The sequence below is a fragment of the Patiriisocius sp. 208BN25-11 genome, assembly GCF_058147145.1.
The window spans coordinates 259,051-285,181 of record NZ_JBYVJY010000001.1; the positions used below are offsets into that span (position 1 = coordinate 259,051).

21 protein-coding genes are annotated in these 26,131 nt (G+C 36.9%); 9 read left to right on the forward strand and 12 right to left on the reverse strand.

The genetic code is table 11. The features are described from left to right. Positions 1-126 precede the first annotated feature (126 nt). The 7 genes from gcvP to ACY2RS_RS01330 all read left to right on the forward strand — a co-directional run bounded on the left by gcvP (position 127) and on the right by ACY2RS_RS01330 (position 8,279). Entirely contained in the window at positions 127-2,976 is a 2,850-nt protein-coding gene (gcvP, locus tag ACY2RS_RS01300) for an aminomethyl-transferring glycine dehydrogenase (RefSeq protein ID WP_490096786.1), read from the forward strand. Positions 2,977-3,134: 158 nt separating this feature from the next. Next, complete coding sequence (locus ACY2RS_RS01305) at positions 3,135-4,193, forward strand: 3-oxoacyl-ACP synthase III family protein (RefSeq protein WP_490096787.1); 1,059 nt, start codon at positions 3,135-3,137, stop codon at positions 4,191-4,193. A gap of 2 nt (positions 4,194-4,195) precedes the next feature. Further along, on the forward strand, positions 4,196-4,717 hold the full coding sequence (locus ACY2RS_RS01310) for a class I SAM-dependent methyltransferase (RefSeq protein ID WP_490096788.1): 522 nt from the start codon (positions 4,196-4,198) through the stop codon (positions 4,715-4,717). Next, entirely contained in the window at positions 4,714-5,562 is an 849-nt protein-coding gene (locus ACY2RS_RS01315; protein ID WP_490096789.1) for a glycosyltransferase family 2 protein, read from the forward strand. The genes ACY2RS_RS01310 and ACY2RS_RS01315 overlap by 4 nt, the downstream gene beginning before the upstream one ends. A 28-nt stretch (positions 5,563-5,590) precedes the next feature. Further along, complete coding sequence (locus ACY2RS_RS01320; protein ID WP_490096790.1) at positions 5,591-6,709, forward strand: alkaline phosphatase; 1,119 nt, start codon at positions 5,591-5,593, stop codon at positions 6,707-6,709. Positions 6,710-6,774: 65 nt separating this feature from the next. Next, positions 6,775-7,515: an MlaE family ABC transporter permease gene (locus ACY2RS_RS01325; protein WP_490096791.1), complete on the forward strand. Its 741-nt coding sequence runs from the start codon at positions 6,775-6,777 to the stop codon at positions 7,513-7,515. After that, the gene (locus ACY2RS_RS01330) at positions 7,512-8,279 is read left to right on the forward strand and encodes an ABC transporter ATP-binding protein (protein WP_490096792.1); all 768 of its coding nucleotides are present in this window, start codon (positions 7,512-7,514) and stop codon (positions 8,277-8,279) included. The genes ACY2RS_RS01325 and ACY2RS_RS01330 overlap by 4 nt, the downstream gene beginning before the upstream one ends. Here ACY2RS_RS01330 and ACY2RS_RS01335 read toward each other — a convergent pair. The 10 genes from ACY2RS_RS01335 to porU form a co-directional block, all read right to left on the reverse strand. Next, complete coding sequence (locus ACY2RS_RS01335) at positions 8,276-9,727, reverse strand: DUF389 domain-containing protein (protein WP_490096793.1); 1,452 nt, start codon at positions 9,725-9,727, stop codon at positions 8,276-8,278. The genes ACY2RS_RS01330 and ACY2RS_RS01335 overlap by 4 nt on opposite strands. A 10-nt stretch (positions 9,728-9,737) precedes the next feature. Beyond that, positions 9,738-10,808 carry a mannose-1-phosphate guanylyltransferase gene (locus ACY2RS_RS01340; RefSeq protein ID WP_490096794.1) on the reverse strand — a complete coding sequence of 357 codons (1,071 nt, stop codon included), beginning with the start codon at positions 10,806-10,808 and terminating at the stop codon, positions 9,738-9,740. Between the two features lie 3 nt (positions 10,809-10,811). Continuing rightward, the gene (locus ACY2RS_RS01345) at positions 10,812-11,408 is read right to left on the reverse strand and encodes a SprT-like domain-containing protein (RefSeq protein WP_490096795.1); all 597 of its coding nucleotides are present in this window, start codon (positions 11,406-11,408) and stop codon (positions 10,812-10,814) included. Between the two features lie 3 nt (positions 11,409-11,411). Then, on the reverse strand, positions 11,412-12,095 hold the full coding sequence (locus tag ACY2RS_RS01350; protein WP_490096796.1) for an SDR family NAD(P)-dependent oxidoreductase: 684 nt from the start codon (positions 12,093-12,095) through the stop codon (positions 11,412-11,414). Continuing rightward, a complete protein-coding gene (locus ACY2RS_RS01355) occupies positions 12,092-12,598 on the reverse strand; it encodes a hypothetical protein (protein WP_490096797.1) in 507 nt (168 codons plus the stop codon). Before ACY2RS_RS01355 ends, ACY2RS_RS01350 begins: the two co-directional genes overlap by 4 nt. Positions 12,599-12,687: 89 nt before the next feature. After that, positions 12,688-14,292, reverse strand: coding sequence for a pyruvate dehydrogenase complex dihydrolipoamide acetyltransferase (locus ACY2RS_RS01360; RefSeq protein ID WP_490096798.1), 1,605 nt, complete (start codon positions 14,290-14,292; stop codon positions 12,688-12,690). Positions 14,293-14,295: 3 nt separating this feature from the next. Beyond that, on the reverse strand, positions 14,296-15,294 hold the full coding sequence (pdhA, locus tag ACY2RS_RS01365; protein WP_490096799.1) for a pyruvate dehydrogenase (acetyl-transferring) E1 component subunit alpha: 999 nt from the start codon (positions 15,292-15,294) through the stop codon (positions 14,296-14,298). 126 nt (positions 15,295-15,420) lie between these two features. Next, positions 15,421-15,906, reverse strand: a complete 486-nt coding sequence (locus ACY2RS_RS01370; RefSeq protein ID WP_490096800.1) for a cytidine deaminase — start codon at positions 15,904-15,906, stop codon at positions 15,421-15,423. A 107-nt stretch (positions 15,907-16,013) separates the two neighbouring features. Next, complete coding sequence (porV, locus tag ACY2RS_RS01375; protein ID WP_490096801.1) at positions 16,014-17,171, reverse strand: type IX secretion system outer membrane channel protein PorV; 1,158 nt, start codon at positions 17,169-17,171, stop codon at positions 16,014-16,016. Between the two features lie 37 nt (positions 17,172-17,208). Next, positions 17,209-21,090, reverse strand: coding sequence for a type IX secretion system sortase PorU (porU, locus tag ACY2RS_RS01380; RefSeq protein WP_490096802.1), 3,882 nt, complete (start codon positions 21,088-21,090; stop codon positions 17,209-17,211). A gap of 218 nt (positions 21,091-21,308) precedes the next feature. Between porU and gldJ the strand changes: the two genes are divergently transcribed. After that, positions 21,309-22,991: a gliding motility lipoprotein GldJ gene (gldJ, locus tag ACY2RS_RS01385; RefSeq protein ID WP_490096803.1), complete on the forward strand. Its 1,683-nt coding sequence runs from the start codon at positions 21,309-21,311 to the stop codon at positions 22,989-22,991. A gap of 75 nt (positions 22,992-23,066) precedes the next feature. Beyond that, positions 23,067-24,353, forward strand: coding sequence for a UDP-N-acetylmuramoyl-tripeptide--D-alanyl-D-alanine ligase (locus ACY2RS_RS01390; protein ID WP_490096804.1), 1,287 nt, complete (start codon positions 23,067-23,069; stop codon positions 24,351-24,353). A gap of 11 nt (positions 24,354-24,364) precedes the next feature. Here the strand turns inward: ACY2RS_RS01390 and ACY2RS_RS01395 are convergent, their stop codons facing one another. Beyond that, a complete protein-coding gene (locus tag ACY2RS_RS01395; protein ID WP_490096805.1) occupies positions 24,365-25,429 on the reverse strand; it encodes a YncE family protein in 1,065 nt (354 codons plus the stop codon). A gap of 76 nt (positions 25,430-25,505) precedes the next feature. Continuing rightward, positions 25,506-25,850 carry a pyruvate kinase gene (locus ACY2RS_RS01400; RefSeq protein WP_490096806.1) on the reverse strand — a complete coding sequence of 115 codons (345 nt, stop codon included), beginning with the start codon at positions 25,848-25,850 and terminating at the stop codon, positions 25,506-25,508. Positions 25,851-26,131: the final 281 nt, after the last annotated feature.

Here is a 26,131-nt window from a genome sequence, read left to right on the forward strand (position 1 = left end):
TGTTGTATTTTTGGAAACCAATTTTAAAACGTTTTTTCAGGGCTATTTTTTCTGAAATAAGAACGTACTAAAATGTTTTAGACACATGTTCAATTAATACTATTTCCGAAGAAAAAGGAATATACTATGAATACAGATTCTTTTGCCCTTAGACATATTGGTCCACGAAGAGAAGACCTTCAAAAAATGCTTGACACTGTTGGTGTAGAAACCATGGAACAGCTCATTTTTGAAACCATTCCAGACGATATTCGTCTAGAGAACGACTTAACTTTAGATGCTGCTATGAGTGAGCAAGAGTATCTAGAACATATTACAGAGCTTTCTGCAAAAAACCAGGTATTTAAAACCTACATTGGTTTAGGATACCATCAGGCCATTACACCTCCTGTAATTCAAAGGAATATTCTTGAAAATCCAGGATGGTATACAGCCTACACGCCCTATCAAGCTGAAATTGCTCAAGGACGACTTGAAGCGTTGTTGAACTACCAAACAATGGTAACCGACTTAACAGGGATGGAGCTAGCAAATGCTTCTTTACTGGACGAAAGTACAGCAGCCGCAGAAGCCATGGCATTATTATTTTCTGTTAGAGAACGCCAACAGAAAAAAGATGGCGCTAATAAGTTTTTTGTTTCGGAAGAAATTCTACCACAAACCCTTTCTCTATTACAAACCAGAGCAACTCCAATTGGCGTTGAACTTGTAATAGGAAACCACGAAACATTTGATTTCGGTACTGGATTCTTTGGGGCTTTATTACAATACCCAGGAAAAAGTGGAAAAGTATTTGATTACAAAGCATTTGTAACAGCTGCAAATGAAAACAACATAAAAGTAGCGGTTGCTGCTGATATTTTAAGCCTAGTAAAACTAGAAGCGCCAGGCTCTTTTGGAGTTGATGTTGTAGTTGGTACCACACAACGTTTTGGAATTCCGCTAGGATATGGTGGTCCGCACGCTGCTTATTTTGCTACCAAAGAAGCGTACAAGCGAAATATCCCAGGACGTATCATTGGTGTTACCAAAGACACAAACGGAAACCGTGCCCTACGTATGGCATTGCAAACCCGAGAACAACATATAAAAAGAGATAAAGCCACGAGTAACATTTGTACTGCGCAAGTATTATTGGCAGTAATGGCTGGTATGTATGGTGTATATCACGGTCCAAAAGGTCTCACATATATAGCAGATAAAGTACATGACCACGCTGCCACACTAGCCGATGCTCTAGAACGTTTAGGTTTATACCAAGCAAACGACACCTACTTTGACACGATTGCTATTAAAACAGATGCAAGTAAAATCAAATTCTTAAGCGAATCGAAGCAAATGAATTTCTACTACCCAGATGCAGACACTGTTTCTATCTCGGTAAATGAAACCACAACATTAAAAGACCTTTGCAAAATTGTTGCACTTTTTGCTGAAGCAACCAATAAAGAGGCTTTTAAAATTTCAGAATTGAAAACTGGAAACGCAATACCAGATAGCATTGCTAGACATACGCCATTTTTAGAAAACGAAGTCTTTAACAGCTACCATAGTGAGACAGAATTAATGCGCTATATTAAGAGATTGGAGCGTAAAGATTTAGCGTTGAACCACTCAATGATATCTTTAGGAAGTTGCACCATGAAACTAAATGCAGCGGCAGAAATGCTTCCATTAAGTGACCCTATGTGGGGGAATATGCACCCATTTGTTCCTACAACACAAGCAGGTGGATACCAAGCAATGTTAAAAAAGTTAGAAGAGCAACTTACCGAAATTACTGGTTTTGCTGGAACTTCTTTACAACCTAATAGTGGCGCACAAGGAGAATATGCAGGTTTAATGGTTATTAGAGCCTACCACGAATCTAGAGGTGATCATCATAGAAACATTTGCTTAATACCCTCATCTGCACACGGAACCAATCCAGCAAGTGCTGTCATGGCAGGAATGAAAGTGGTGGTAACCAAAGCTACAGAAGAAGGAAACATAGACATAGAAGACCTCCGTGCAAAAGCCGAGGAACATAAAGAAAACCTAGCAGCATTGATGGTAACATATCCATCTACCCATGGTGTGTATGAAAGTGCTATTAAAGAAATCACAGGACTAATCCATGAAAATGGTGGTCAGGTATACATGGATGGCGCAAACATGAATGCACAAGTTGCCCTTACAAATCCGGGTGCCATTGGAGCAGATGTGTGCCACTTAAACTTACACAAAACATTTGCTATTCCACATGGTGGTGGTGGACCAGGCGTTGGCCCTATTTGTGTTGCCAAACAATTGGTTCCATTTTTACCAAGCAATCCAGTCATTGAAACAGGAGGTGAACATGCCATTACGGCTATTTCTGGAGCCCCTTGGGGAAGTGCTTTAGCGTGTTTAATTAGCTACGCATATATTTGCATGCTAGGGGAAAACGGACTTAAAAAATCTACCGAATATGCTATCTTAAATGCTAATTATATCAAAGAAAGATTAAACGGTCACTTTGATGTATTGTATGCCGGAGAACGTGGTAGAGCGGCGCATGAGATGATTATTGACTGTCGCCCATTTAAAGCAAACGGAATTGAAGTAGTAGATATCGCAAAACGTTTAATGGATTATGGATTCCACGCTCCTACCGTCTCTTTCCCAGTTGCAGGAACCATGATGATTGAACCGACAGAAAGTGAAAGTTTACAAGAGTTAGATCGTTTTTGTGACGCTATGATTTCTATTCGAAAAGAAATCGATGCTGCAGATAAAGACAATCCGAACAATCTATTAAAAAATGCGCCGCATACACAGGCAATGCTTACTGCAGATATTTGGGAATTACCATACACTAGACAACAAGCTGCATTTCCGTTAGACTATGTAAGTGACAATAAATTTTGGCCAAGTGTACGTCGTGTAGACGACGCCTATGGAGATAGAAATTTAATCTGTACCTGTGCGCCAATAGAAGCGTACATAGATGCCTAAAAAAAATCACATTAATAAATCCTCATTTTAGACGTTTTAAAATGAGGATTTATTAGTTTGAAAGCGTAAAATTAGTAATCCCTAAATGTGTAAATATTTGGGCAGTAATTAGTTCTGTTACTGCTTACTTTTTCCTAATTTAGCCAAAAAACAACACTATGGGTGTCACCATCACAGGCATAGGCAGCTACATTCCTCAAGGAGTTGCCGCAAACAAAGATTTTGAAAACAATGATTTTTACAATGAAGATGGGTCAAAATTCGGCCAAGAAAACAGCGTAATTATTGAGAAGTTCAAAGCCATCACGGGCATTGCCGAAAGAAGGTATGCCCAAGATAAGTTTTCTACTTCAAATATAGCTGCATTTGCCGCTCAAAAAGCAATTGACAATGCAAAAATTGACCCAGAAACCTTAGACTATATTATTGTAGCGCACAATTATGGAGACATCAAACATGGTAGTTCCCAAAGCGATACTGTTCCTAGTATAGGCTCAAGAGTAAAAAGTATTTTAAAAATTAAAAACCCCGCGTGTATTGCATACGACATGCTTTTTGGTTGCCCTGGCTGGGTAGAATCTATGATACAAGCCAATGCATTTATCAAAGCTGGTCTTGCAAAAAGATGCCTTGTTATTGGTGCCGAAACACTTTCTAGAGTAATCGATCCTCATGACAGAGATTCTATGATCTATAGTGATGGTGCTGGTGCTGCCATTGTTGAATACAAGGAAGACACAATAGGAATTATAACCCACAAATCTGCTACTCACGCCATCGACGAGGCCAATTACATCTATTTTGGTGAAAGTAATAATCAAGATGAAACCGATGCCCGAAAGTACATCAAGATGTATGGAAGAAAAATCTACAACTTTGCACTTACGCATGTGCCAGATGCCATGAAAAGCTGCCTAGATGAAAGCGGACACGATATTAAAGACCTCAAAAAGATTTTAATTCATCAAGCAAATGAAAAAATGGACGAAGCTATCGTAAAGAGATTTTATGATCTTTACGACACAGAAGCACCCCAAGACATCATGCCAATGACCATAAACAAACTGGGGAATTCTAGTGTTGCTACGGTTCCTACCTTGTACGATTTAATTCTTAGCAACAAACTAAAAGGGCATGAAATAAACAAAGGTGACATTATTATGTTTGCTAGTGTTGGCGCTGGCATGAATATTAATGCAATGGTGTATAAGGTATAATCATGTACGAAGGTAAATACCCTAAAAAAAGATATAAAATTACCCAGGCGTTTTTAAAAGAACTCGTCTCCAAAGAAGATCGCATACTAGATTTAGGAGTCTCTAATCCCTTTTCTGAAATTTTAAAAAACGATGGGTATTCCATTACTAATACTAAAGGAGAAGACCTTGATGTAGATACAACAGCAGTTCAAACAGATGTATACGATGTAGTAACTGCTTTTGAAATTTTTGAACACCTTGTCTCCCCTTTCAATGTATTGAATGATATCAAAGCGACAAGACTTGTTGCCTCTGTGCCTCTTAAATTATGGTTTGCTTCTGCTTATAGAAGCAAAACTGACCCATGGGATAGACATTATCACGAATTTGAAGATTGGCAATTTGATTGGCTATTAGAAAAAGCAGGATGGCGTATTAAAAAACGAGAAAAATTCACAAACCCTGTTAAAAAAATTGGCTTCAGACCCATCATGAGACGCTTCACACCAAGGTATTACCTTATCTATGCAGAACGTGTGTGAAAACTGCTATTATCATACCCGTATACAATGAAGAAGCATACTTAGACCAAATGCTTTCTTCTTTAGTGGCCCAAACCAAAACACCAAATCAAGTTGTTATTGTTGATGATAACTCTTTAGACAATTCTCCAAAAATCATTCAGAAATACGCAAACAAACATGCTTGGATTTCAAGCATCAAAACCAGCACTGTATCTAAACACAGTCCTGGAAGCAAAGTAATACATGCTTTTTATGAAGGTTATAATTCATTATCTAATGATTTTGATTTAATCGGAAAATTTGACGCTGATATCATACTACCACCCAAGTATTTAGAGACAATGTATAGCTTATTTAAAGAGCATCCCAAAGTTGGTTTGGCTGGAGGCAATCTCTATATTGAAGAAAAAGGAAGCTGGGTGTTTGAGAACATTTCAGAAAAAACAAAAGTACGTGGGCCCATTAAACTCTATAGAAAAGAATGCTTTGATGCCATTGGCGGACTTAAAAAATCGATTGGTTGGGACACTGTAGATGGATTGCTAGCTAGCTACCACGGCTGGGAAACCAAAACAGACACTTCCTTGCATGTAAAACACTTAAAACCAACAGGAAAAGTATATACAGAGGCAGCAAAACACAAACAAGGAGAAGCATTTTATAGAATGCGCTACGGAAAAACAATTACCAGAATTGCTGCATTAAAATTGGCCTTGGCAAAAAAAGAACCTTCCTTTTATTGGCATTGTATGCAAGGATATACTAATGCCAAAAAACAAAACATCCCTTTTATTGTCTCTGAACAAGAAGGAGCATTTATTCGAAAAGTGCGCTGGGAAGGCATTAAAAAGAAAATACTATAACGCACTCTTAACAGTTAGAAATAGGAATATGAGTACTTTTGATAAAAATACAACAGACATGAAAAAGAGTTTTAACATTGTAGTGAGTTTTCTAATAGTAGGATTGCTTTTAGGCTGTGGTTCTAACAAATCAAATAACGAAGCACCAAAAACACCTAAGAACATTATTTTACTTATTGGAGATGGCATGGGACTTAGTGAAGTTTCTGCTAGTTATTTCTTTAAAGAATCTACACCAAACTTTGATCGCTTCAATACGGTAGGACTTATTAAAACTTCTGCGGCAGATGCCTTAATAACAGATTCTGCTGCAAGTGCTACAGCCTATGCAACGGGCGTATCTACCTACAATGGCGCCATTGCAGTAGACATGCAAAAACAACCCGTTACAACCATTATAGAGCGCTTAACACCTCGTAATATTAGCACAGGAATTATTTCAACATCTTCGGTGATGCATGCAACTCCCGCAAGCTTTTACGCACATGCCGAATCCAGAAGATCTTATGAAGACATTGCCACGTATTTACCTACTTCAAACATCGATTTTATTGCTGGTGGAGGGACTCAATTTTTAAGTAAAAAGAAGAGAGAAGACAAGCGTGACCTATTCAAAGAACTTAAAGACAATGGATATAAAGTTGAGACCAAAAGACTCCCCAATAAAATTTCAAATAAAAAACAAGCCATCTTTCTAGCAAAAGACGAAATGCCAAAAATGAAAGACGGCCGTGGTGACTTTTTACCCACAGCAACTAAAATTGCACTGGAGAAACTTTCTAAAAACAAAGACGGATTCTTTTTAATGGTAGAAGGATCTCAAATAGATTGGGGTGGACACAGCAACGAAGCAGACTACTTAATTAGTGAAGTATTAGATTTTGATAAAACCATTGGTGTAGCCTTAGATTTTGCTGCAAACAATGGCGAGACTTTAGTAATCGTTACTGCAGATCATGAAACAGGAGGTTTTACACTTTCTGCAGATGGAGATGATTACAATACTATAAAACCTACCTTTTCTACAGGAGGGCATTCTGCTACAATGGTACCAGTATTTGCAAAAGGACCTGGGGAAGCCGACTTTGGAGGTATTTATAAAAACACATCCTTATTCCAAAAAATGATGGCGATCTACAATAAATAAATTCAAACGCATTTCTATTTTAAAGCAATCGTCATAATTTAGTACCTTAGCAATAGCTAGACACTATGAAATACCTTGAAGACATTGGATCATATTTTTTAATGCTAAAACGCACCTTTGGCAGTTTTACAAAAGGCGCAGTATTGAGAGAATTAATTTTCAAAGAGATCGATGACCTCGTCATGAGTTCTTTAGGTATTGTAAGTTTTATCGGCTTTTTTGTGGGAGGTGTAATAACACTACAAACGGCATTAAACCTCACCAACCCAATTATCCCAAAAGAACTTATTGGTTTTGCAACAAGACAGTCTATTATTTTAGAATTTGCACCCACTTTCATCTCTATTATTATGGCAGGTAAGGTAGGTTCGTTTATCACTTCTAGTATTGGCTCAATGCGCGTTACAGAGCAAATAGACGCTTTAGAAGTGATGGGAATTAACTCACTAAACTATTTGGTGTTTCCAAAAATAATTGCACTACTTACCTACCCATTTTTAATTGCCATTGCGATGTTTCTTGGAATCCTTGGAGGTTTGATTGCCGGTGTATATGGTGGATTTATCACTTTGGATGAATTTACAGGAGGAGTACAACAAGAATTTATTCCCTTTCACTTAGCCTATGCATTTATAAAAACATATGCCTTTGCCTTTATATTAGCAACCGTTCCTGCGTGGCATGGATACTATATGAAAGGTGGAGCCCTTGAAGTAGGAAAAGCAAGTACCAAGAGTTTTGTTTGGACAAGTGTACTCATTATCCTTACCAACTATATCTTAACACAATTACTCTTAGGCCAATGATACAAGTAGAAAATCTTAAAAAGCGTTTTGGTTCTGAGGAAATTTTAAAAGGAATTTCTACGGTTTTCGAACAAGGAAAAACAAACCTAATCATTGGGCAAAGTGGAAGCGGAAAATCGGTGATGCTCAAATGTCTTATTGGGTTATTTAAAGCCGAAGAAGGAGACATCTTATACAATAAACAGTCCATCCTAGAAATGAACGAAGAGCAGCAACGCATGCTCCGAGAAGATATAGGCATGTTATTTCAAGGAGGTGCATTGTTTGACTCTATGACCATAGAAGAGAACATCATGTTTCCGTTACGTATGTTTACAAAACAAAGCAAAGCTGAAATGTTAACGCGTGTCAATGAGGTACTAAGTCGTGTAAATCTTGACGGGGTCAATACTAAATATCCTTCCGAAATCTCTGGAGGAATGCAAAAGCGTGTGTCTATTGCACGTGCCATTGTGAATAAACCCAAGTACTTATTTTGTGACGAACCCAACTCTGGTTTAGATCCAAAGACGGCTACTGTCATCGACAACCTAATTCAGGAAATTACGCATGAAAATAACATTACTACTATTGTCGTGACGCATGATATGAATTCTGTAATGGAAATTGGAGAACGCATTAACTTCCTTAAAAATGGAGTGCTCGTTTGGCAAGGTACTCAAGACGATATCTTTAAAACCGATAACGAAGATGTAACCGATTTTGTGTACTCAAGCGACTTGTTTAAACAAATTAGAGATGTACAAAATAAGTTAAATACTTAATCTAATACCAAGGTATCTTCGGCCACTTTGTATTTTAACCATTGATACAGTCGTTTCTTAGCAGCATCTATTTTAGCAGGATCTATAGAATCATTCCATTTCGCTGTAAAAACTGTTAATGTATCTATTTGCTTAAAGTTAGACTCTAACTTTTTAGCATAGCTTAAGCTCTCAAGGCCTTCATAATTAAGTCCAGCCTCTACTGCAATAGATTGAAAAGGAATCTGACTCGCTTCTAATTTACTTAATTGAGCCACTTTTTCTTCTAGGAAAATTATTTTTTGATTTTTAGTCATTAAATCCAATGAATCTCTAGAACGAAGTTCTGCCATATATTTCACCTCATCTTGATAGGTATTATCTCTACTACTCTGATTTAACAATAAACTCGTTTCTTTTAAATTTGAATACGAAAGCAAGCGTTGCTTCAACACATTCATGGTCATCTCTTCAATTTGATCTGCACCAAATGAGGTTAGCTCTATCGTAGATATACCACCCGGATTGTATTGATAGGTTGCATACTTCTTTATATAATTTGCGTTGGGCAAACTATTCAATTCATTCTCAATATATTGTCTTGCCGAATTCTCGAAAGTACTTTCCTTATACACCTTATAAAAGGTATATGCTGGAAAAACCATCACCAAAATCGCCACCAAAGATGCAAACCTCGCTATGTTTTTTCGCCTCACAGAGTTTACATAACGTATCATTGGAAAACGTAATACTTTGAGCACTAAAAAGGTTGCAATGGCAATAAAAATAGTATTAATGATAAACAAATACATAGCACCACCAGCAAAAGCTAAGCCTTTAGAATTTCCTATTAACGCTTCAGAAAGACCGTAACCAACCGTACATAATGGAGGCATTAATGCAGTTGCAATAGCCACACCAAAAATAACACTGGCAATTGTTCCCTTTTTAGTTCTAGCTATAATCAATGCCAATCCACCAAAAAATGCTATGAGTACATCTCTAATGTCGGGTTGTGTTCTTGCTAATAATTCTGAGGATTCTTCACGTAAGGGGAAAAACCAAAAGAACATAAAGGCAGTCACCACACTTAGCACGACCATTACACCAAAATTAATAAGCGATTTTCTTAGCGTAAAAATATCATTAATGGCAAGCGACATACCAATTCCTAGAATAGGACCCATTAAAGGAGAGATAAGCATGGCACCAATAACTACAGCAGTAGAGTTTGCATTTAAACCAATAGATGCCACAAAAATCGAACAAATTAAAATCCAAGCAGTTGCACCTTTAAGCGGCACATCATTTTTAATAGCCTCAATAGTAGCTTCTCGATCTGTATCTGCTCTAAAATCTAAGAGCTCTACAAAGAATGCTTTTAAACTTACCCAAAGACCCTTTGCGTCTTCTTGTACATTTTTTTTGTTTTGATCTAACTCTTTATTTTGTTCATTTTCCCCAACCATCTATATAACATTAAGGTTTTATTTTCTTTGATGCGGCAGCCGCTAATTGTTTAATTTCTTGCTCTTTTTTCTTCGGAAATATGAGCAACACTTCTTTTTTATCTACAATGATATAATCGTTAATACCATCTACTACAATCACTTTTTCTGTTTCTGAATAGATCATATTCCCTTGAGCATCTTCTAAGTGAGGAATAGCTCTAACAACAGCATTCTCAGAAGCATCGTTGGTCATTTTATCATGTAAAGCTCCCCAAGTACCCAAATCATTCCAATCAAAAGTAGCTTTTTTAACGTACACTGTATTCGCTTTTTCCATTATCCCATAATCTATGGATATGTTTTCGGCTTTTGGATAATTTTCGGCTATAAAATGAGCTTCCTCTTTTGTATTTAATACAGAGGTTCCTGCAGCAAATAATGCATTCATCTCTGGTAAATAGGTTTCAAAAGCTTCACAAATACTTTTGGCAGACCACATAAAGATACCAGCGTTCCAAAGAAAATTGCCTTCAGCTAAAAACTGTTTCGCTGTTTCGTAGTCTGGTTTCTCTCTAAATTGTTGGACTTTTAATATTTCCGAAGTAGCATTTTTATCAGCTTCTATATAGCCATAACCTGTATTTGGAAAGGTGGGTGTTATACCTAAAGTGAGCAAAGTATCATCGCGTTGTGCTGCATCAAAACATGCCTGTACGTCATTCACAAAAGCGGTTTCATCTTCAATCCAATGATCACTTGGTGCTACGAGCATAAGCGCATCTGGGTTTTCTTTTTTAATTTTTAATGCAGACAATAAAATACAGGGTGCGGTATTACGCATAGCAGGCTCTAACACTACTTGTGCTGCTGTAATTTGAGGTAACTGATCCAGTGTAAGATCTAGGTATCGCTCGTTGGTAAGAATGTAAATATTCTCTTGCGGTATGAGTTTGTTGAGTCTAGAAAAAGTTTGTTGTAACAAAGATTTACCCGTTCCAAGCATGTCATGAAACTGTTTTGGAAATTCTGGAGTACTAACGGGCCAAAATCTTGATCCAATACCTCCAGCCATTAATACTGCGTAATAATTACTATTCATAGGTTATTTTAAAAATTCAACTTCAGCATTGGGCTGAAATAAATATATTTTTCCAGTAGCAACTTCTAGACATTCGTATCGCTTTATACGTTTGTTACCACGTTTAAAGATTTTGCCATTGTACAATCTAAAGAGTCCTCCCGCAGGTATCTCAAAGATATAATTTTTATCGTTTGCAGGGTCAAACTGTTTTAAGGCCAATGATAATCTTGCATCTGTATCACTACTCGCTCTAGGATTTTTGAAATGCATTGCTAGTACTGGCAACAACTGTGATGGAAAAATTTCGGGTCGAATAAAAGGTAGCATGAGTTGTTGAAAAGTAAATTTCCACTCTTTACCATGCGGTTTTATATTTCTGCCAAACTTTTGAAATGCTACCAAATGTGCTATTTCATGAATAAGTGTTACAAAAAAACGATACTTATTAAGACTCGCATTTACGGTAATTTGATGTTGCCCATTGGGCATTTTTCTATAATCGCCATGCCGTGTCACACGCTCATTTACAATCTTAAGATACACATTATTTGCTTTAATAAGATCAAAGGCAGGAATTACTGCAGCTTCTGGAATATATTTAGAAAGGGTCTCTGTCATTCATTAAGGAGTTGAACTCGACACTTCTAATATTTTTCCATTGTAAAATTGATTCCCTGTCAATGAGAAGTCAATAATATATTGTGCCATTTCTTTGGCTGTTAATGGTGCTTTAAATCCAGGGAATGCTTCTTCTAGCATTTCTGTTTGTACCGCTCCAAGGGCAAGGGCATTAAAGGAAGGTCCTGTCTCTTTATACTCTTCAGCCAAAACCTCAGTAAGTGTAATAATAGCCCCTTTACTGCTACTGTAGGCTGCAAGTCCCGGGAACTTTGTACTTCCTTGCACGCCACCCATACTGCTTATATTCACCACATGACTGCTTTTCTTAAAGAAAGGCATCACAGCTTGTGTTAAGGCAACAGCACCAAATACATTTACATCATAGCTGTGTTTAAAATCTTCTAATCTTAATTTTGCGAAAGGTTTGTTTACCAAATACCCTGAGTTATTGATAAGCACATCTACATGCTTCCACCCTTTTTCTTTTAAAAAAGCAGGCACTTTTTTGATGTCTTTCGCATCTGTAATATCACATGAAAAACAATAGCAGTTGGTAATCTCTAAGCCAGAAATAGGTGCCGCATTTCTAGACAATGCCAACACATTATGTCCTGCATCTGACAATAAAGCAACCATTTCATAACCAATACCTCTACTGGTTCCTGTAATAATAATATTTTTCATAATTGTTTTTTTAATGCTGAAATACTAGTTCCCAACTGTTGTGCAAAGGGTTGCAACGCATCTGGCAACGAACTCATACTTGTGTCTAAATAAAATTCTTTAAACGTATCTTTTTGTTTAAATGCAATATAATACCCACCCTGATCTGCACAATCTGGACATCCAAAGGTAGTGTCTGTTTTTCCAGTTAACAATTGAGAAGGAATACTTAATAGTAAAGAAACCACACTTGCATGCTGTTCTTTAGAAAGCCTACTATATTCCCCATCTGTCGTTGCATGTATGGGAAGTTTTGATGTAGCTTCTTTTATGAGTTCCTGAGGTGTTAGCGTAAATAAATTCACACAATCTCCTTGACACATTCCATAATACGACCCGAAAGTCAACATTGTTACTGCATCACCTATTTGTGGAACATTTTCACCTTCCTTTTTCTCTTTAGACTTCTTACAACCTATAGAAAAGAAAAGAAAAAAAACTAGCAAATAAGAGGTACGTTTCACGAAGTTCAATTTTCACTAAATATACAAAATCCCTTAGCCATCTTTTTAAGATTTCTAAGGGATTTTTATACTTTAAAATTTCAGAAAATCTAAACAAACATTGTGACAGGGTTTTCTATATAATTTCGTAAAGTCTGTAAAAATTTAGCACCTGTAGCACCATCTACTGTTCTGTGATCACATGCCAAGGTCACTGTCATGGTATTTCCAACAGCTAGCGCTCCGTTTTTTACAACAGGCTTTTGAATAATAGCACCTACCGATAAAATAGCCGAGTTTGGTGCGTTGATAATAGATGTAAATTCTTTAATACCAAACATTCCTAAATTACTTACCGTAAAGGTACTTCCTTCCATTTCTTGCGGAGTAATTTTCTTGTTTCTCGCCTTACCAGCCAAGTCTTTTACATTCGCGCCAATTTGAGAGAAGGTCATTTGGTCTGCAAACTTTAGCACAGGAACTAACAAGCCTTCATCTACCGCAACTGCAACTCCAACATGTATATGGTTGGCAATACGTGTCACCCCATCTGCCCACTGACTATTGACTTGCGGGTGCTTACGCAATGCCATAGCACAAGCTTTTACAATCATGTCGTTGTAACTAATCTTCACATTTGGATCGCTGTTAATGGCAGTTCTAGATGCCATTGCATTATCCATATCTAACTCAATGGTTAGATAATAATGTGGTGCTGTAAATTTAGACTCACCCAAACGTCTCGCAATCGTTTTACGCATTTGGCTGTTCTTTATTTCTTCGAAACTCTCTACCCCTACTGGAGTATAAGCAACTGCTCCTCCTGCCGATGGTTGGTAATTTTCGATATCACTTTTTACGATACGCCCATTTTCACCAGTTCCTTGTACCAATGAAAGTGAAATGCCTTTATCTTCGGCCATTTTTTTGGCCAATGGAGAGGCAAATATTCTTTTTGAAGATGAAGATGAAGATGAAGATGAAATTACTTCTTCTTTTTTAGCTTCGGAAATTTTAGTGGGTTCAGGTTTGCTTTCTGCTTTTGGTGCTTCTTGCTTTGGTGCGGGAGCAGCTTTTGAAGGTGCTCCAGTAACACCTGACACGTCTGTACCAGCAGGTCCAACAATTGCTAACAATGCATCTACCATAGCAGTTTCGCCTTCTTGTATTCCAATTTTTAAAAGCGTACCAGAATAGAATGATTCAAATTCCATCGTAGCTTTATCGGTTTCAATCTCGGCAAGGATATCACCTTCTTCTATGGTATCACCTTCTTTCTTTAACCAGGTTGCCACTGTGCCTTCTTCCATAGTATCACTTAAACGCGGCATCGTAATCACTTCTACTCCTTCAGGTAGCTCTTGCGAAGTTGCAGGTTCTGCTTCAGTTGTTTCAGGGCTACTAGCAGTAGTTGTTTCAGCAGCTACTTTTGGATCACTCATATTTCCGCCGTTAAGATGCGCTGAAATATCTTCTCCTTTTTCACCTATGATAGCCAATAAGCTATCTACGTTAGCAGTTTCACCCTCTGCAATACCAATATGTAATAAAGTCCCTTCATGAAAAGACTCAAATTCCATAGTCGCTTTATCTGTCTCAATTTCGGCAAGAATATCGCCTTCGGCAACGGCATCTCCAACTTGTTTTAACCAAGTTGCTACAGTTCCTTCTTCCATGGTGTCGCTTAGTCGCGGCATTGTAATTACTGTTGCCATAGCTTATAATTTATGCTGTAAAAATGGATAATTTTCTTGTTCGTATACGGTATCGTACATCACATTCTTATCTGGATACGGCGATTCTTCGGCAAATTTCTCACACTCGCTCACCAAATCTTTTACTCTTTTATCAATCACTTTGATTTCGTCTTCTGTAGCCCATTCCTTTTTATAGATATGATCTAGTACATAATCTATTGGATCTTCATCACGTTTTTTGGCTACCTCTTCTTTGGTACGATAGTGTTGGGCATCACTCATAGAGTGCCCTCTGTATCTATACGTACGTATTTCTAAGAATGTTGGCCCCTCACCTCTTCTTGCACGCTCCATCGCTTCATCCATTTCTTTTGCTACCACTTCTGGCTTCATTCCATCTACTGGCTTACAAGGCATTTCATAGCCTAATCCTAATTTATAGATGTCTGTATGATTTGCAGTTCTTGCAACCGAAGTTCCCATAGCATAGCCATTGTTTTCACAACAAAACACAACTGGTAATTTCCAAAGCATTGCCATGTTAAAAGTCTCATGTAAAGATCCTTGTCGTACAGCACCATCACCCATATAACATAAGGTTACGGCATTGTTCCCTTTGTATTTATCTGCAAAAGCAAGTCCAGCTCCTAGAGGAATTTGACCTCCAACAATACCATGGCCTCCATAAAAGCGGTGTTCTTTAGAAAAGATATGCATAGAACCCCCTAAACCTTGAGAGGTCCCGGTCGCTTTACCATATAATTCTGCCATTACTTTTCTAGGATCTACTCCCATACCAATAGGCTGTACATGGTTACGGTATGCCGTAATCATTTTATCTTGTGTCAAGTCCATTGCATGCAAAGCGCCTGCTAAAACTGCCTCTTGACCGTTATATAAATGTAGAAATCCTCGTACCTTTTGGTTGATGTAAACTTGCGCTAGTTTGTCTTCAAACTTTCGCCAGAACAACATATTTTCGTACCAATCTAGGTATGTCTTTTTGGTGATTTTTTTCATACGTGATGTATCTTATTTTCTTTACCAACAAAACGGCAAAGCAATAACAAAAATAACACAATAAATATTGATACAAAAGAAGTGAAAGGTTGAAAAATGGGTAATGAATTTAAAATTTCAGAAATACTACTTCAAGAAAGTACTGTCGAAGATTAAAGGAAGTAAATCTTTTACACTTTGCGCCTTTACTACCTGACCCGTTTCTCCCATAAAATAAACAGCCATAGGGGATTTTTGATTTACTTCGTACTCTGCCATTGCTTGACGGCAAGCACCACAAGGAGGCGTAGGCACAGACACAGTGTGATGCAGCGAACGAACCGTTAATGCAACATTTAAAATAGCTACACCAGGATAGGTAGCTCCTGCATGAAAAATCGCAACACGCTCTGCACAAAGTCCCGAGGGATAGGCAGCATTTTCTTGGTTGTTCCCTTCTACAACAACACCATTATCTAATTGCATTGCTGCTCCTACTTTAAATGAAGAATACGGCGCATAGGCGCGTTCTCTAGCCGCTGTTGCGGTTTTCATTAATTCTTGAATAGATGGAGGAAGTTCAGAAACGGAGTTAAATACTTCTAGTACAATGGAAACATCCAATTTTTTCAAAAGAAATAGCTTTAGTTATGTAAAGGTAAGGTAGGTGAAACTGTTAAAAAAACAAATTCCAAATGCGATGCACATTTGGAATTTGTTTTTACTGTTTTTTAATAGGTCTAGTACTCATCATACTGGTCTCCAAAATTGAAGGTAAGACCAAAACGAAGTGTCCCTTCTAATGGACTTACTACTTGTGATGTTGAGAATAAGTAAGACAAATCGATTCCGATGGAGGTGTACTTAAATCCTGCACCAACGGATGCAAATTTACGTGATCCTTTTTCGTCACTCTCATTAAAGTATCCTGCTCTAAAAGCAAATACTTCTTGATACGAATACTCGGCACCTAAAGCCCAAGTAAACTCTTTTAACTCTTCACTAAATCCGTCTGGAGCATCTCCAAAAGATGAAAAGATTCCTCCTACAAAACTTTCGTTAAAGTAGTCATCTTGACTATTAATTGTTCCATCACCATTAGAATCACTTGGTGTTGGCACTAGTAATTTATTTACTTCTATTAAAGCAGACACTTTGTTATATTCATCAAGAATAAAGTCGAAACCACCTCCTAATGCCATATTGGTAGGCAAGTTATTTTCTTGTCCTGTTTCATCATACTTTAATTTTGGACCAATATTAGAGAAGTTAAAACCAAATCTCCAACGACCGTCAAAGCTATCATAAGCAATTTCTTCACTTTGGTAGTATCCAGCAATATCTACTGCAAATGTATTTGCTGCGTTTGCATCTTCTACTGCAGTTTGTAATTTTAAATCACTTCTAATATATCTACCAGCAACCGCCATAGAAAATCGCTCACTTAATCGTAACGAATATGACAAATCGAATAATAATTCGTTAGGCTTTACCAATAATGGTTCTTGGTCTGCAGTTTCTCTTAATTCAATTTCACCATTACTAAAATATCTAAAAGAGGCTGCAACAGCACTACGTTCAGACAATCTATTATAATAACTAATATTTCCGAGGAAAATATCATTAACTAATTGACTTAGGTAAGGCGTGTATGTAACACCAACCCCCTGCTTATCTATAGAAAAGGCATATTTTGCTGGGTTCCATTGTTGTGAGAACACATCTGCAGAACTCACCACTCCTATATCTCCCATCCCTGCAGCTCTGGGGTCTGCTGCAATTAATATAAAGGGTACTCCTGTTGTAATAACACGTTGATCTACATTTGATGTATCGTCTTGTGCCATTCCTTTAAAGGCAACTAGAACCATTAGTACTGATAATAATACTTTCTTCATGAGGTAATAAAATTTTGACAAATATAATTTTTAATTTCTATAGGATGACCAATTTTTCAAATTTTTCGGTCTGCTGGTTAGTTAACGTAGATTTTACCGTTATCTTGTACACATAAACTCCTTTTCCAATTTTTTGACCAAAGTCATCCAAACCGTTCCAAGTAATATTTCTTGAAAGAAAACCATCGGTGTTCACCAACTGATTTTTTGTCCAAACCACTTTACCCGTCACAGTAAAAACTTGCACCTGAACATCTAAGGGCTCAAAGGGCCTGTTATGGTTAAACCAAAACTCTGTGTAGTCTACAAATGGATTTGGATAATTAAGCACTCTTGTAATCTCTAAGGAATCATCTCCAGCTACTCTAAATTCTATTTCTTGTGTAGAGGAGTTATTATAGGTATCCCAAGCTCTTACAGATAAGGTATGAAGTCCGTCTTCTAAATCGCGGAGTTTATAGGTAGCTGTTCCCCTCGTATAATCATCTACATTGGCTTGATAGTATTCATTTAGCTTAAAAGGATTTTCTTCATCACCATCTAAAATAGCAATTAGGTCATGACCAATACCACTAGCTGTATTAATACCATTTGCATCTTCTAATTTTATAATTAGGTTTGGGGAATCATTTGTAACGCCACCAGAAACAAAATTCTCATCGTTCATAAATAACTGAACGATAGGGCCGGTAGTATCTGTACCTGCATTTTCATTTAATCCTCCTACCTGTATATCTAGATTAAAGCCATTGTTATCTCTAAGCACACCGTTTTGTTTTGAGTAAAAACTTACTTTACCATTTCCTACTGGAATTTGCACATCACGTGGCACCACAAAATCAAACTCAAACTGACCATTTGTTACACTTGCTTGACCACTAAATATAGTTTCACCAAGGGTTGTAAAATTGAGGATTCCAAGTTGTCCACCAATTTGAACACCATCATTACCAAGCGTTTGCCTTTCTATTCGCTTATCAAACACTTTAGCTTCTAACACCCCATTGTAATTACTGGCAACACTACCATCTTGATTGAGAACCTGACCACCTAATCTAACAAAGCCAAGCCCCTCTAATACGTCGGCTGAAGCGCTTACAGGTGCTCCATTAATTGTAGTTAGGCGTATGTCTTTCTTCGGAAATGCAAGAGGCAATGCAGGATCTCCTACATAAAAAACAACACGTCTATTAATACTACTAACTTGATTTTTTGATTTTCTAAGTCCGACTGCTGGCAAATCCGGGAGATCTTGTCCGAAGCCAAATATTTCATCTGCAAGCAGTTCATTTAAAGCTGCACCTACATCTGCCAAAATTGAACGCGTAGTCGTTATTAAAGAAATAGCACCTCCTTCAGTATTCCAAAAAGTAAGTTCCCCTGCTGTAATTCTTGTAGGTAAATCAAATTTGGTAAATTCACAGGTTACAGTTACTACCATTGCTAAGGTATTCGGGTTCTTGAGAGTTCGGGCTGTCTCTTTTGTGAAAATAAATTCTTTTGCCAATCCATCTTCGCCACCATGCCCAAAGTAATTTACAATAAGTGCCCCTACCTCAATATCGTTTTTCACAATATTGTTTACCTCAGGATATCTATTTCCTCCAGCAGAAGTTTCTTGCTGAAAAGCATCCATGTGTATCTTTTTTACATTTACAAAAGGCTTTTCTGTACTAATCCTATCTGAAAGATTATCTAAGGTAAGTTGAAGCCTTTCGAATTCCCAACTTTCATCTACGTCATCAGAAATCATGAGGATGTTATTTCTCCAATTTCCATAGGATGCATCACTTTCATAATTAATAACTTTACTAACCATAGCATTGGCAAGCCCAACCTCATCTGCTAATATTCTTCCAAAAGCAACATCAACTCTATCACTATTTGCCATCTCCCCCTCATCATTGCCGCTTAATGGATCTGCATCCATCATACCAAAAAAGTCATCAGACATGTATCCACTAAACGTGCTCTCACTCGCTAAGGTGTGAAATGTTGGTACAATTAAATTGTTATTCGGCAATCTATCTTTATAATCTACAGAAGTATCCCCAAGAATTCCTACATAATCAATTTTGTTTTCTGGAGTAGACGCATTTTCATACACATACCTCACTAAATTCCGTATTGCTCCAATATCTTGTTTACCACTACTAAACTCCTCATATATCTTATCTGTAGTAACTACTTTCACATTTAAACCTCTCGTGTTTTTATGGTGCGTTGCCAAACGCAATGCTGGCTGTAGCAAAGAAGGAGCAGTAATGATTAAATAATCTATATCCTGAAAAGCACCATCTTCTCCTTTAAATATGGTCCCTTTAATATTTTGATTTGGAACTCTGGATTCTGCAATCTCTATGGGAGAAAAATAATCTGAAGCATTTACTGCTACATACTCTCTCAAATCTCCAAGTTGGGCTTTGAAAGAGAATGAGCCCGATGCAGTCTCATTATTTTTTATTTTAATTGCGCCAGTATCTGTAACATCCCAAACCTGAGATATTTGAGATGCATTACTAATAGTATACTCTCCAACACCAAAACTAGTGCTTGCATCGTTATAGCGGAAAGAAAACTGTTCGCTACCCGCTACTAGTTGTCGTAGTGCACTTACACGTATATAGTCTAAATAGCCAATACTAGAAGGATTACCTCCATTGTTATACAATATTTGAACATTCACATTTTCTCCACTGCTCGGAATACTATAGTCTATCGTTTCGTCTTTCAATAATGTTGTACCACTAATAGGTAGAAAGGTTAAAGGATCTACGGCAGTTCCATTAAGAGATATCGCCATGGATGTTGGCGCTTCAGAAGAGGAAGATGCTTTGACGGTTACCGCTACTGGTGTTCCTGCTACTATGTTTGGGAAAGCAAAATCGTACGATTGATCTTCTTCGATATCAAATCGGTTTCCATACCAACTACGCCCTACTTTTGCCGGACTTATTTCATCAATTTCATGAAATTGAGAGTCATTGTACATTGTAATTTGAGTTCCTACTGCAGAAGGTTCGCTCATTTGCTGTACTCGGAGTCCTGGATTCCCTCCATGCGTGATATAATAAAAGGCTTCATCACTGTATGGATTGATGTGAGAATCATTTTCTGAAACATACCCAATAGTGCTAATGCCATAAAATAAAATACGATCGCTAGTATCGAAAGAACCATCTTCTTCCCCAATAATCTGAATGCTGTTTTCTGGCAAATCAAAAAGATCATTGTTTTCAGAATTTAATAAAGGAAGAGATTTACCACCATGTCCATATATTTTTATCGTTCTTGGATCCACGCCAGCAGTATTCATTCCTATGTCATCTAAAAAGGATTTTGTAATAGCATGAACTCCTGTTTTCTCTATCTTGAACTTATACCAATCTCCAGAAGCGAGTACAGAATTACTCACAGGAATTCTAACAGAAGATGTCCTATTATTTGGATGATATGTATAAGAAGCAGAAAAAGACAGCACCTTTTTTAATTGCCCGTTAATCTTTACGATTGGGGAAATTGAGAGCATGGTATAAATTTGATTTCTCCCCTTTTTACTTATGATTTTTGGATTTAGACCACTAGGAATCATAGCAACTGCAACACGTTGTTTTTCTTTGGACAGCACATCACCATAACGAACATTTGTTATTTTTAAAGAGGCAGGATTTACAAAACCCGTGTCCTCCCATATGTCATCATATAAAATCGCCTCTTTTGTAAGTGTTAATTTTAATGTGTTAATGGCGTTCTCTCTTGCGAGTTGTTTTGCTGTAGTACTTTTTTCAGAAGGGGAGACCGTATTGGAAAATTTAGGGGTAGCAGCCTCATTTTCCCAAGAGATAGTAATGTTCTTCGTTTGAGAAAATGAAGAAATACTGCACAAAAACAAGCCTAGAAATATAAATATCTTTTTCATGAATAAATGTAACGCACTAAATATACACTTAGTATGGTGTATACCTAAAGTTTTTTTATCAAATTTAACGCTTCATATACTAAAATATGAATGAATTCGTTTTTGTAAAGTTAGTAGAAGAAAAAAGCAAAAGCTAACAATCAATTAATTATAAAATAATATTGCAATTTTGTCGTTAATTACTATATTGCGAACCCAATTTCTTCATAATTTAAACTATGAACTTAACTAAAAACCTAGCCTTTAGGCTACTTATTTTACTACTTACAACTACTTTAATTGTAAGCTGTAACAAATCAAGAGACTACAAAGACAGTTCTCGTGCTACTGGATGGAAACTAAACTCAAAAGAGGGAGGCCCACAAAAAAACAGCAAATACGCAGAACAAGAAACAGGACCAGGTCTTGTTTTTGTTGAAGGTGGTACCTTTACTATGGGTAAAGTACAAGATGATCCAATGCATGATTGGAACAATACTCCAAATCAACAGCATGTTCAGTCTTTCTACATGGATGAAACAGAAGTTACTAACTTCATGTATCTTCAATATCTAGATTGGATTAAAGAAGTATTTCCACCAGAAAACGAAGAATACCGAAGAATTTATGAAGGTGCTTTGCCAGATACTTTAGTTTGGAGAAACCGTCTTGGATACAATGAAGTAATGACGAACAATTACTTAAGACACCCTGCCTACGCAGAATACCCTGTTGTTGGTGTTAGTTGGGTTCAGGCAGTAGAATTTAGTAACTGGAGAACCGATCGAGTAAATGAACTTATTCTTGAAGAAGAAGGAGTAACTTCTAGAAATGCTCGTTACAACGTTGAGCCAGGGCAAACATTTAGTACTGAAACGTATTTAAATGCTCCTACACAAACATACGGAGGAAACGACTCAATCACTAGAGGAGGAAAGAAATCTAAATCTATTGAAAAAAGAAGTAAAGATAGCACCAACCTATACATCCAAAGAAAAGATGGTCTTTTATTACCATCTTACAGACTACCTACCGAAGCTGAGTGGGAATACGCAGCAATTGGTTTGGTAAGTTTACGTAACTACAATGTGTATAGAGGTAGAAAAAAATACCCATGGGACGGACAATACACTCGTTCTGGAAAAAGAAGATCACGTGGTGACCAATTAGCTAACTTCAAGCAAGGTGATGGTGATTATGGTGGTATTGCTGGATGGAGTGATGATGGAGCAGATATTACTGCTGAAATCAAATCATACGAACCAAACGATTTTGGATTATATGACATGGCTGGTAACGTTGCCGAATGGGTTGCTGATGTATACAGACCAATTGTAGATGATGAATTTAATGACTTCAACTACTACCGTGGTAATGTTTATACTAAAAATGCCATTGACGAGAATGGTAGAGTTAAAGTGGTTACTATGGATTCTATCGTATACGATACCCTAAGTAATGGTAAAATTGTCGCTAGAGACTTACCAGGTGAAATACTTCAAGTACCAGTTGACGAAAATGAAACGTACTTAAGAACTCAATTCTCTGAAAGTGATAACCGTGATTATAGAGATGGTGACAAGCGTTCAACACGCTACTACCAATCTTTTGGTGAAGAAGAGGAGGAAGAAGATCCTAACAAAAGAATGTACAACTCTCCAACACATAGAGTTGGTGCGGTAGAAGACAGTCTTGGTGGAGGAATGGATCGTCAATTTGACAAATCATCTAACAGAACCACGCTTGTAAACAACGAAGTGCGGGTTTATAAAGGAGGATCTTGGAGAGATAGAGACTACTGGTTAGATCCAGCGCAAAGACGTTACTTCCCACAGGATATGGCAACAGATTATATCGGGTTTAGATGTGCAATGTCACGTGTAGGTTCAAAATCTAAAAAATCTAAGAGAGCAAGACACTAAAAAATTGTTCGACATACAACTACAAAACCCTCTGAAGTAATTTTCTTAAGAGGGTTTTTTCATATCTTTATTTTCATGAAATTAGAGACCCTTTACTCACACTTTTTAGATAGTTCTGGTATTTGTACCGATACGAGAAAAATTACAAAAAATTGCTTATTTGTAGCTTTAAGAGGCGACAACTTCAACGGGAATAACTTTACCCAAGAAGCACTAAACCAAGGAGCTTACAAGGTAATTATAGACGATATATCACAGCACAAAAACACTGGAGAAACTATCTTGTGTAAAAGCAGCCTTGAATTACTCCAAAAACTTGCTACCTACCACAGACAACAACTTGGAATTCCCATTATAGCACTTACGGGAAGTAACGGAAAAACAACCACAAAAGAATTAATCAATGTAGTACTATCAAAAAAATTCAATACCACTGCTACAATAGGCAATCTCAATAATCACATTGGTGTTCCTCTTACATTACTATCGATGACCAAGGAAACAGAAATTGGCATTGTAGAAATGGGTGCAAACCACAAAAAGGAAATTGCAGCATTATCTCAAATTGCGCAACCCAACTTTGGTTATATTACAAATTTCGGAAAGGCACATATAGAAGGTTTTGGAAGTTTACAAGGAGTAATTGAAGGAAAAAGTGAATTGTACGCATACCTTGTCAAACATAAAGCAAACATCTTTTTAAATGCTGATGACCCCACTCAAAAAAAGTTGTTAGCCAACTATATTCCTAAAATTGGCTTTAGTGAAACCGATACTTCTTTTTATAAAATCACCAAAGTAAGTGCAGATCCATATGTGTCTCTAAAAATCGAAGACACCATCATTACTTCGCATCTTATCGGAGCTTATAATTTTACAAATATTTGCGCAGCCGCAATCATAGGAAAATATTTCAACATTCCTCTAGTAGCTATTAAAGAAGCGATAGAAAACTACATTCCAACCAATAATAGATCTCAAATAATCAACAAAGGCACAAATAGCATCACCCTAGATGCTTATAACGCTAATCCCACAAGTATGATGGCAGCACTAGAACACTTTAGCAGCACTAATGCGAGCTCAAAAATTGTTTTTTTAGGAGATATGTTTGAATTAGGGGATATTTCAGAAGAAGAACATCAAAATATTGTGACCTACCTAACGCAAAGCAGCATTAACGAAATATACCTCATTGGAGAACATTTCAGTAACACAAGTACAACTTCTCAAAACATCCATCAATACAAATCATTTGAAGCCCTTAAAGAGGCGCTTTTACAAAACAAACCCAAAGATAGCAACATTCTCATAAAAGCATCGAGAGGCATGGCTCTGGAGCGCATACTTGATGTTTTATAATTTCTGAAAAATTAGTTTGTAACTAGAACTTTAGTAGTTAACGACCGTCCGTTCATTCGTAACGTCAAGAAATAAATACCTTGTGATAAAGCTACATTTGAAATTGGAATACGTTGCAATCCGACAGCACTAGAGGTAGAAACCATTTGAGATAATTGTTTTCCTTCTATCGAACTTAAGGTCATGCTATACAAAGCGGGTTCGAATAACTCAAATTGTACAAAACTCGCGGCTGTAACAGGGTTTTCGGAAAGTTGAAAATTAATGCTTGTTGCATCCAAGTAATTGACTCCTGCAGTCTCTCCTAGGTTTACAAAAACAACATTGTTCCCAATAGGTATTGCCAAAACACCATCTGGATTTACTCCTATATCAGCAGGACTATTGATGGTAGGAGTTGTTATTATTTCAGATGAAGAAAAATCTGATGCATACTTAGTTATTCTCGACGGACCCCATGTAGAAATATAATACTCATTATTGTAGCGAATAATCCCATCTATATTCCCAAGTCCCGTAGAAATTATAGTACTTATACTATTATCTGTTAAATCTACAGCTTTGATTTTTGCATTTCCTTCCCATGTACCAAATAACAATCTGTTATTTCCTTCATCGTATAAAACACCATTAGGTGTTTGCCCAGTATTAGGAACTATTTCTGTTACTATGGGGTTGCTAAAATCTGTCACATTAATAGCATGAATTTTATTTTGACTAAAATCACTCACATACAGTATCTTATTTGCAGCATCGCTACCCATACCATTTAAGAACCCAGATCCAGGAATTGATACCGAAACTAATTCTTGCTGAGTTGTTAAATCATACCCCCTTATAGAAATGCCATTGATAGCAAACACTACATTATCTATTACCTCAAGCCCAAAAGAAGCCTGCGCATTTCCAAAGAAATCAAGATTACCATCACCATCATCTGTGACCATTTGTCCTCCATTAGAAACCAACCATTGATTATTAACAGGATCCCAATCAACACTCTCTGCTCCATTATAATTTTGTGCAGTAGTTAAAAAGGTAAGACATAACGTAAAAAAAGAGATTGTTGTTTTCATAATAGGCTGTTTTTCTTGTGAAGATAGCCTATCCATAAACTAAATAAAGGATCGTATGAGAAATTGATTAGATAAATTAGACTGAGAGCTGACTATAAATTTTCTTTTTTTCCTCAAAAGAAAACTCTTTGGTTTCAAACCAATCATGTATTGCAATTTTTTGATTTTCTATCTGTGCTTTTCTAATAACCTCTATCGTCAGCAAATGCCAATGGATCCCTTTTTTTTGAGAAACGCAATAGCCTATATCCTCTAAAAAAGAAGTCCGCGGTCTATTTACCAGACGAACACCGTTCTTAAGTACTGCTAAGGTCTTTGTAAGCTCAACAACTTCTGAAAAACTATAACGCACAAAGTCTTCAAAGCCATCTTGCTTTGCATTGTACATTTTATCTCCAATTTGTAGTTGTCTTGGTTCCATGAATCACTAACAAAAATAAAATTCGGGACCTATTTTCAGACCAAAAACACGGTGCATTTATTAACAAAATAATGATGATTTTTTGTTAAATACACAACCCTCTTGTAGCGTGACACTTAGCGTTAACATCTAAAAATATTTTATTTTTTTAGAACTATTTGTTTGTGGGTATTAAAATCTAGTTTATATTTGCACTCGCTAACAAAGTTAGAGCGCTTAGCTCAGTTGGTTCAGAGCATCCCGATGTAACATCGGGAGAGTCAGGTTTCCGAATCCTGAAA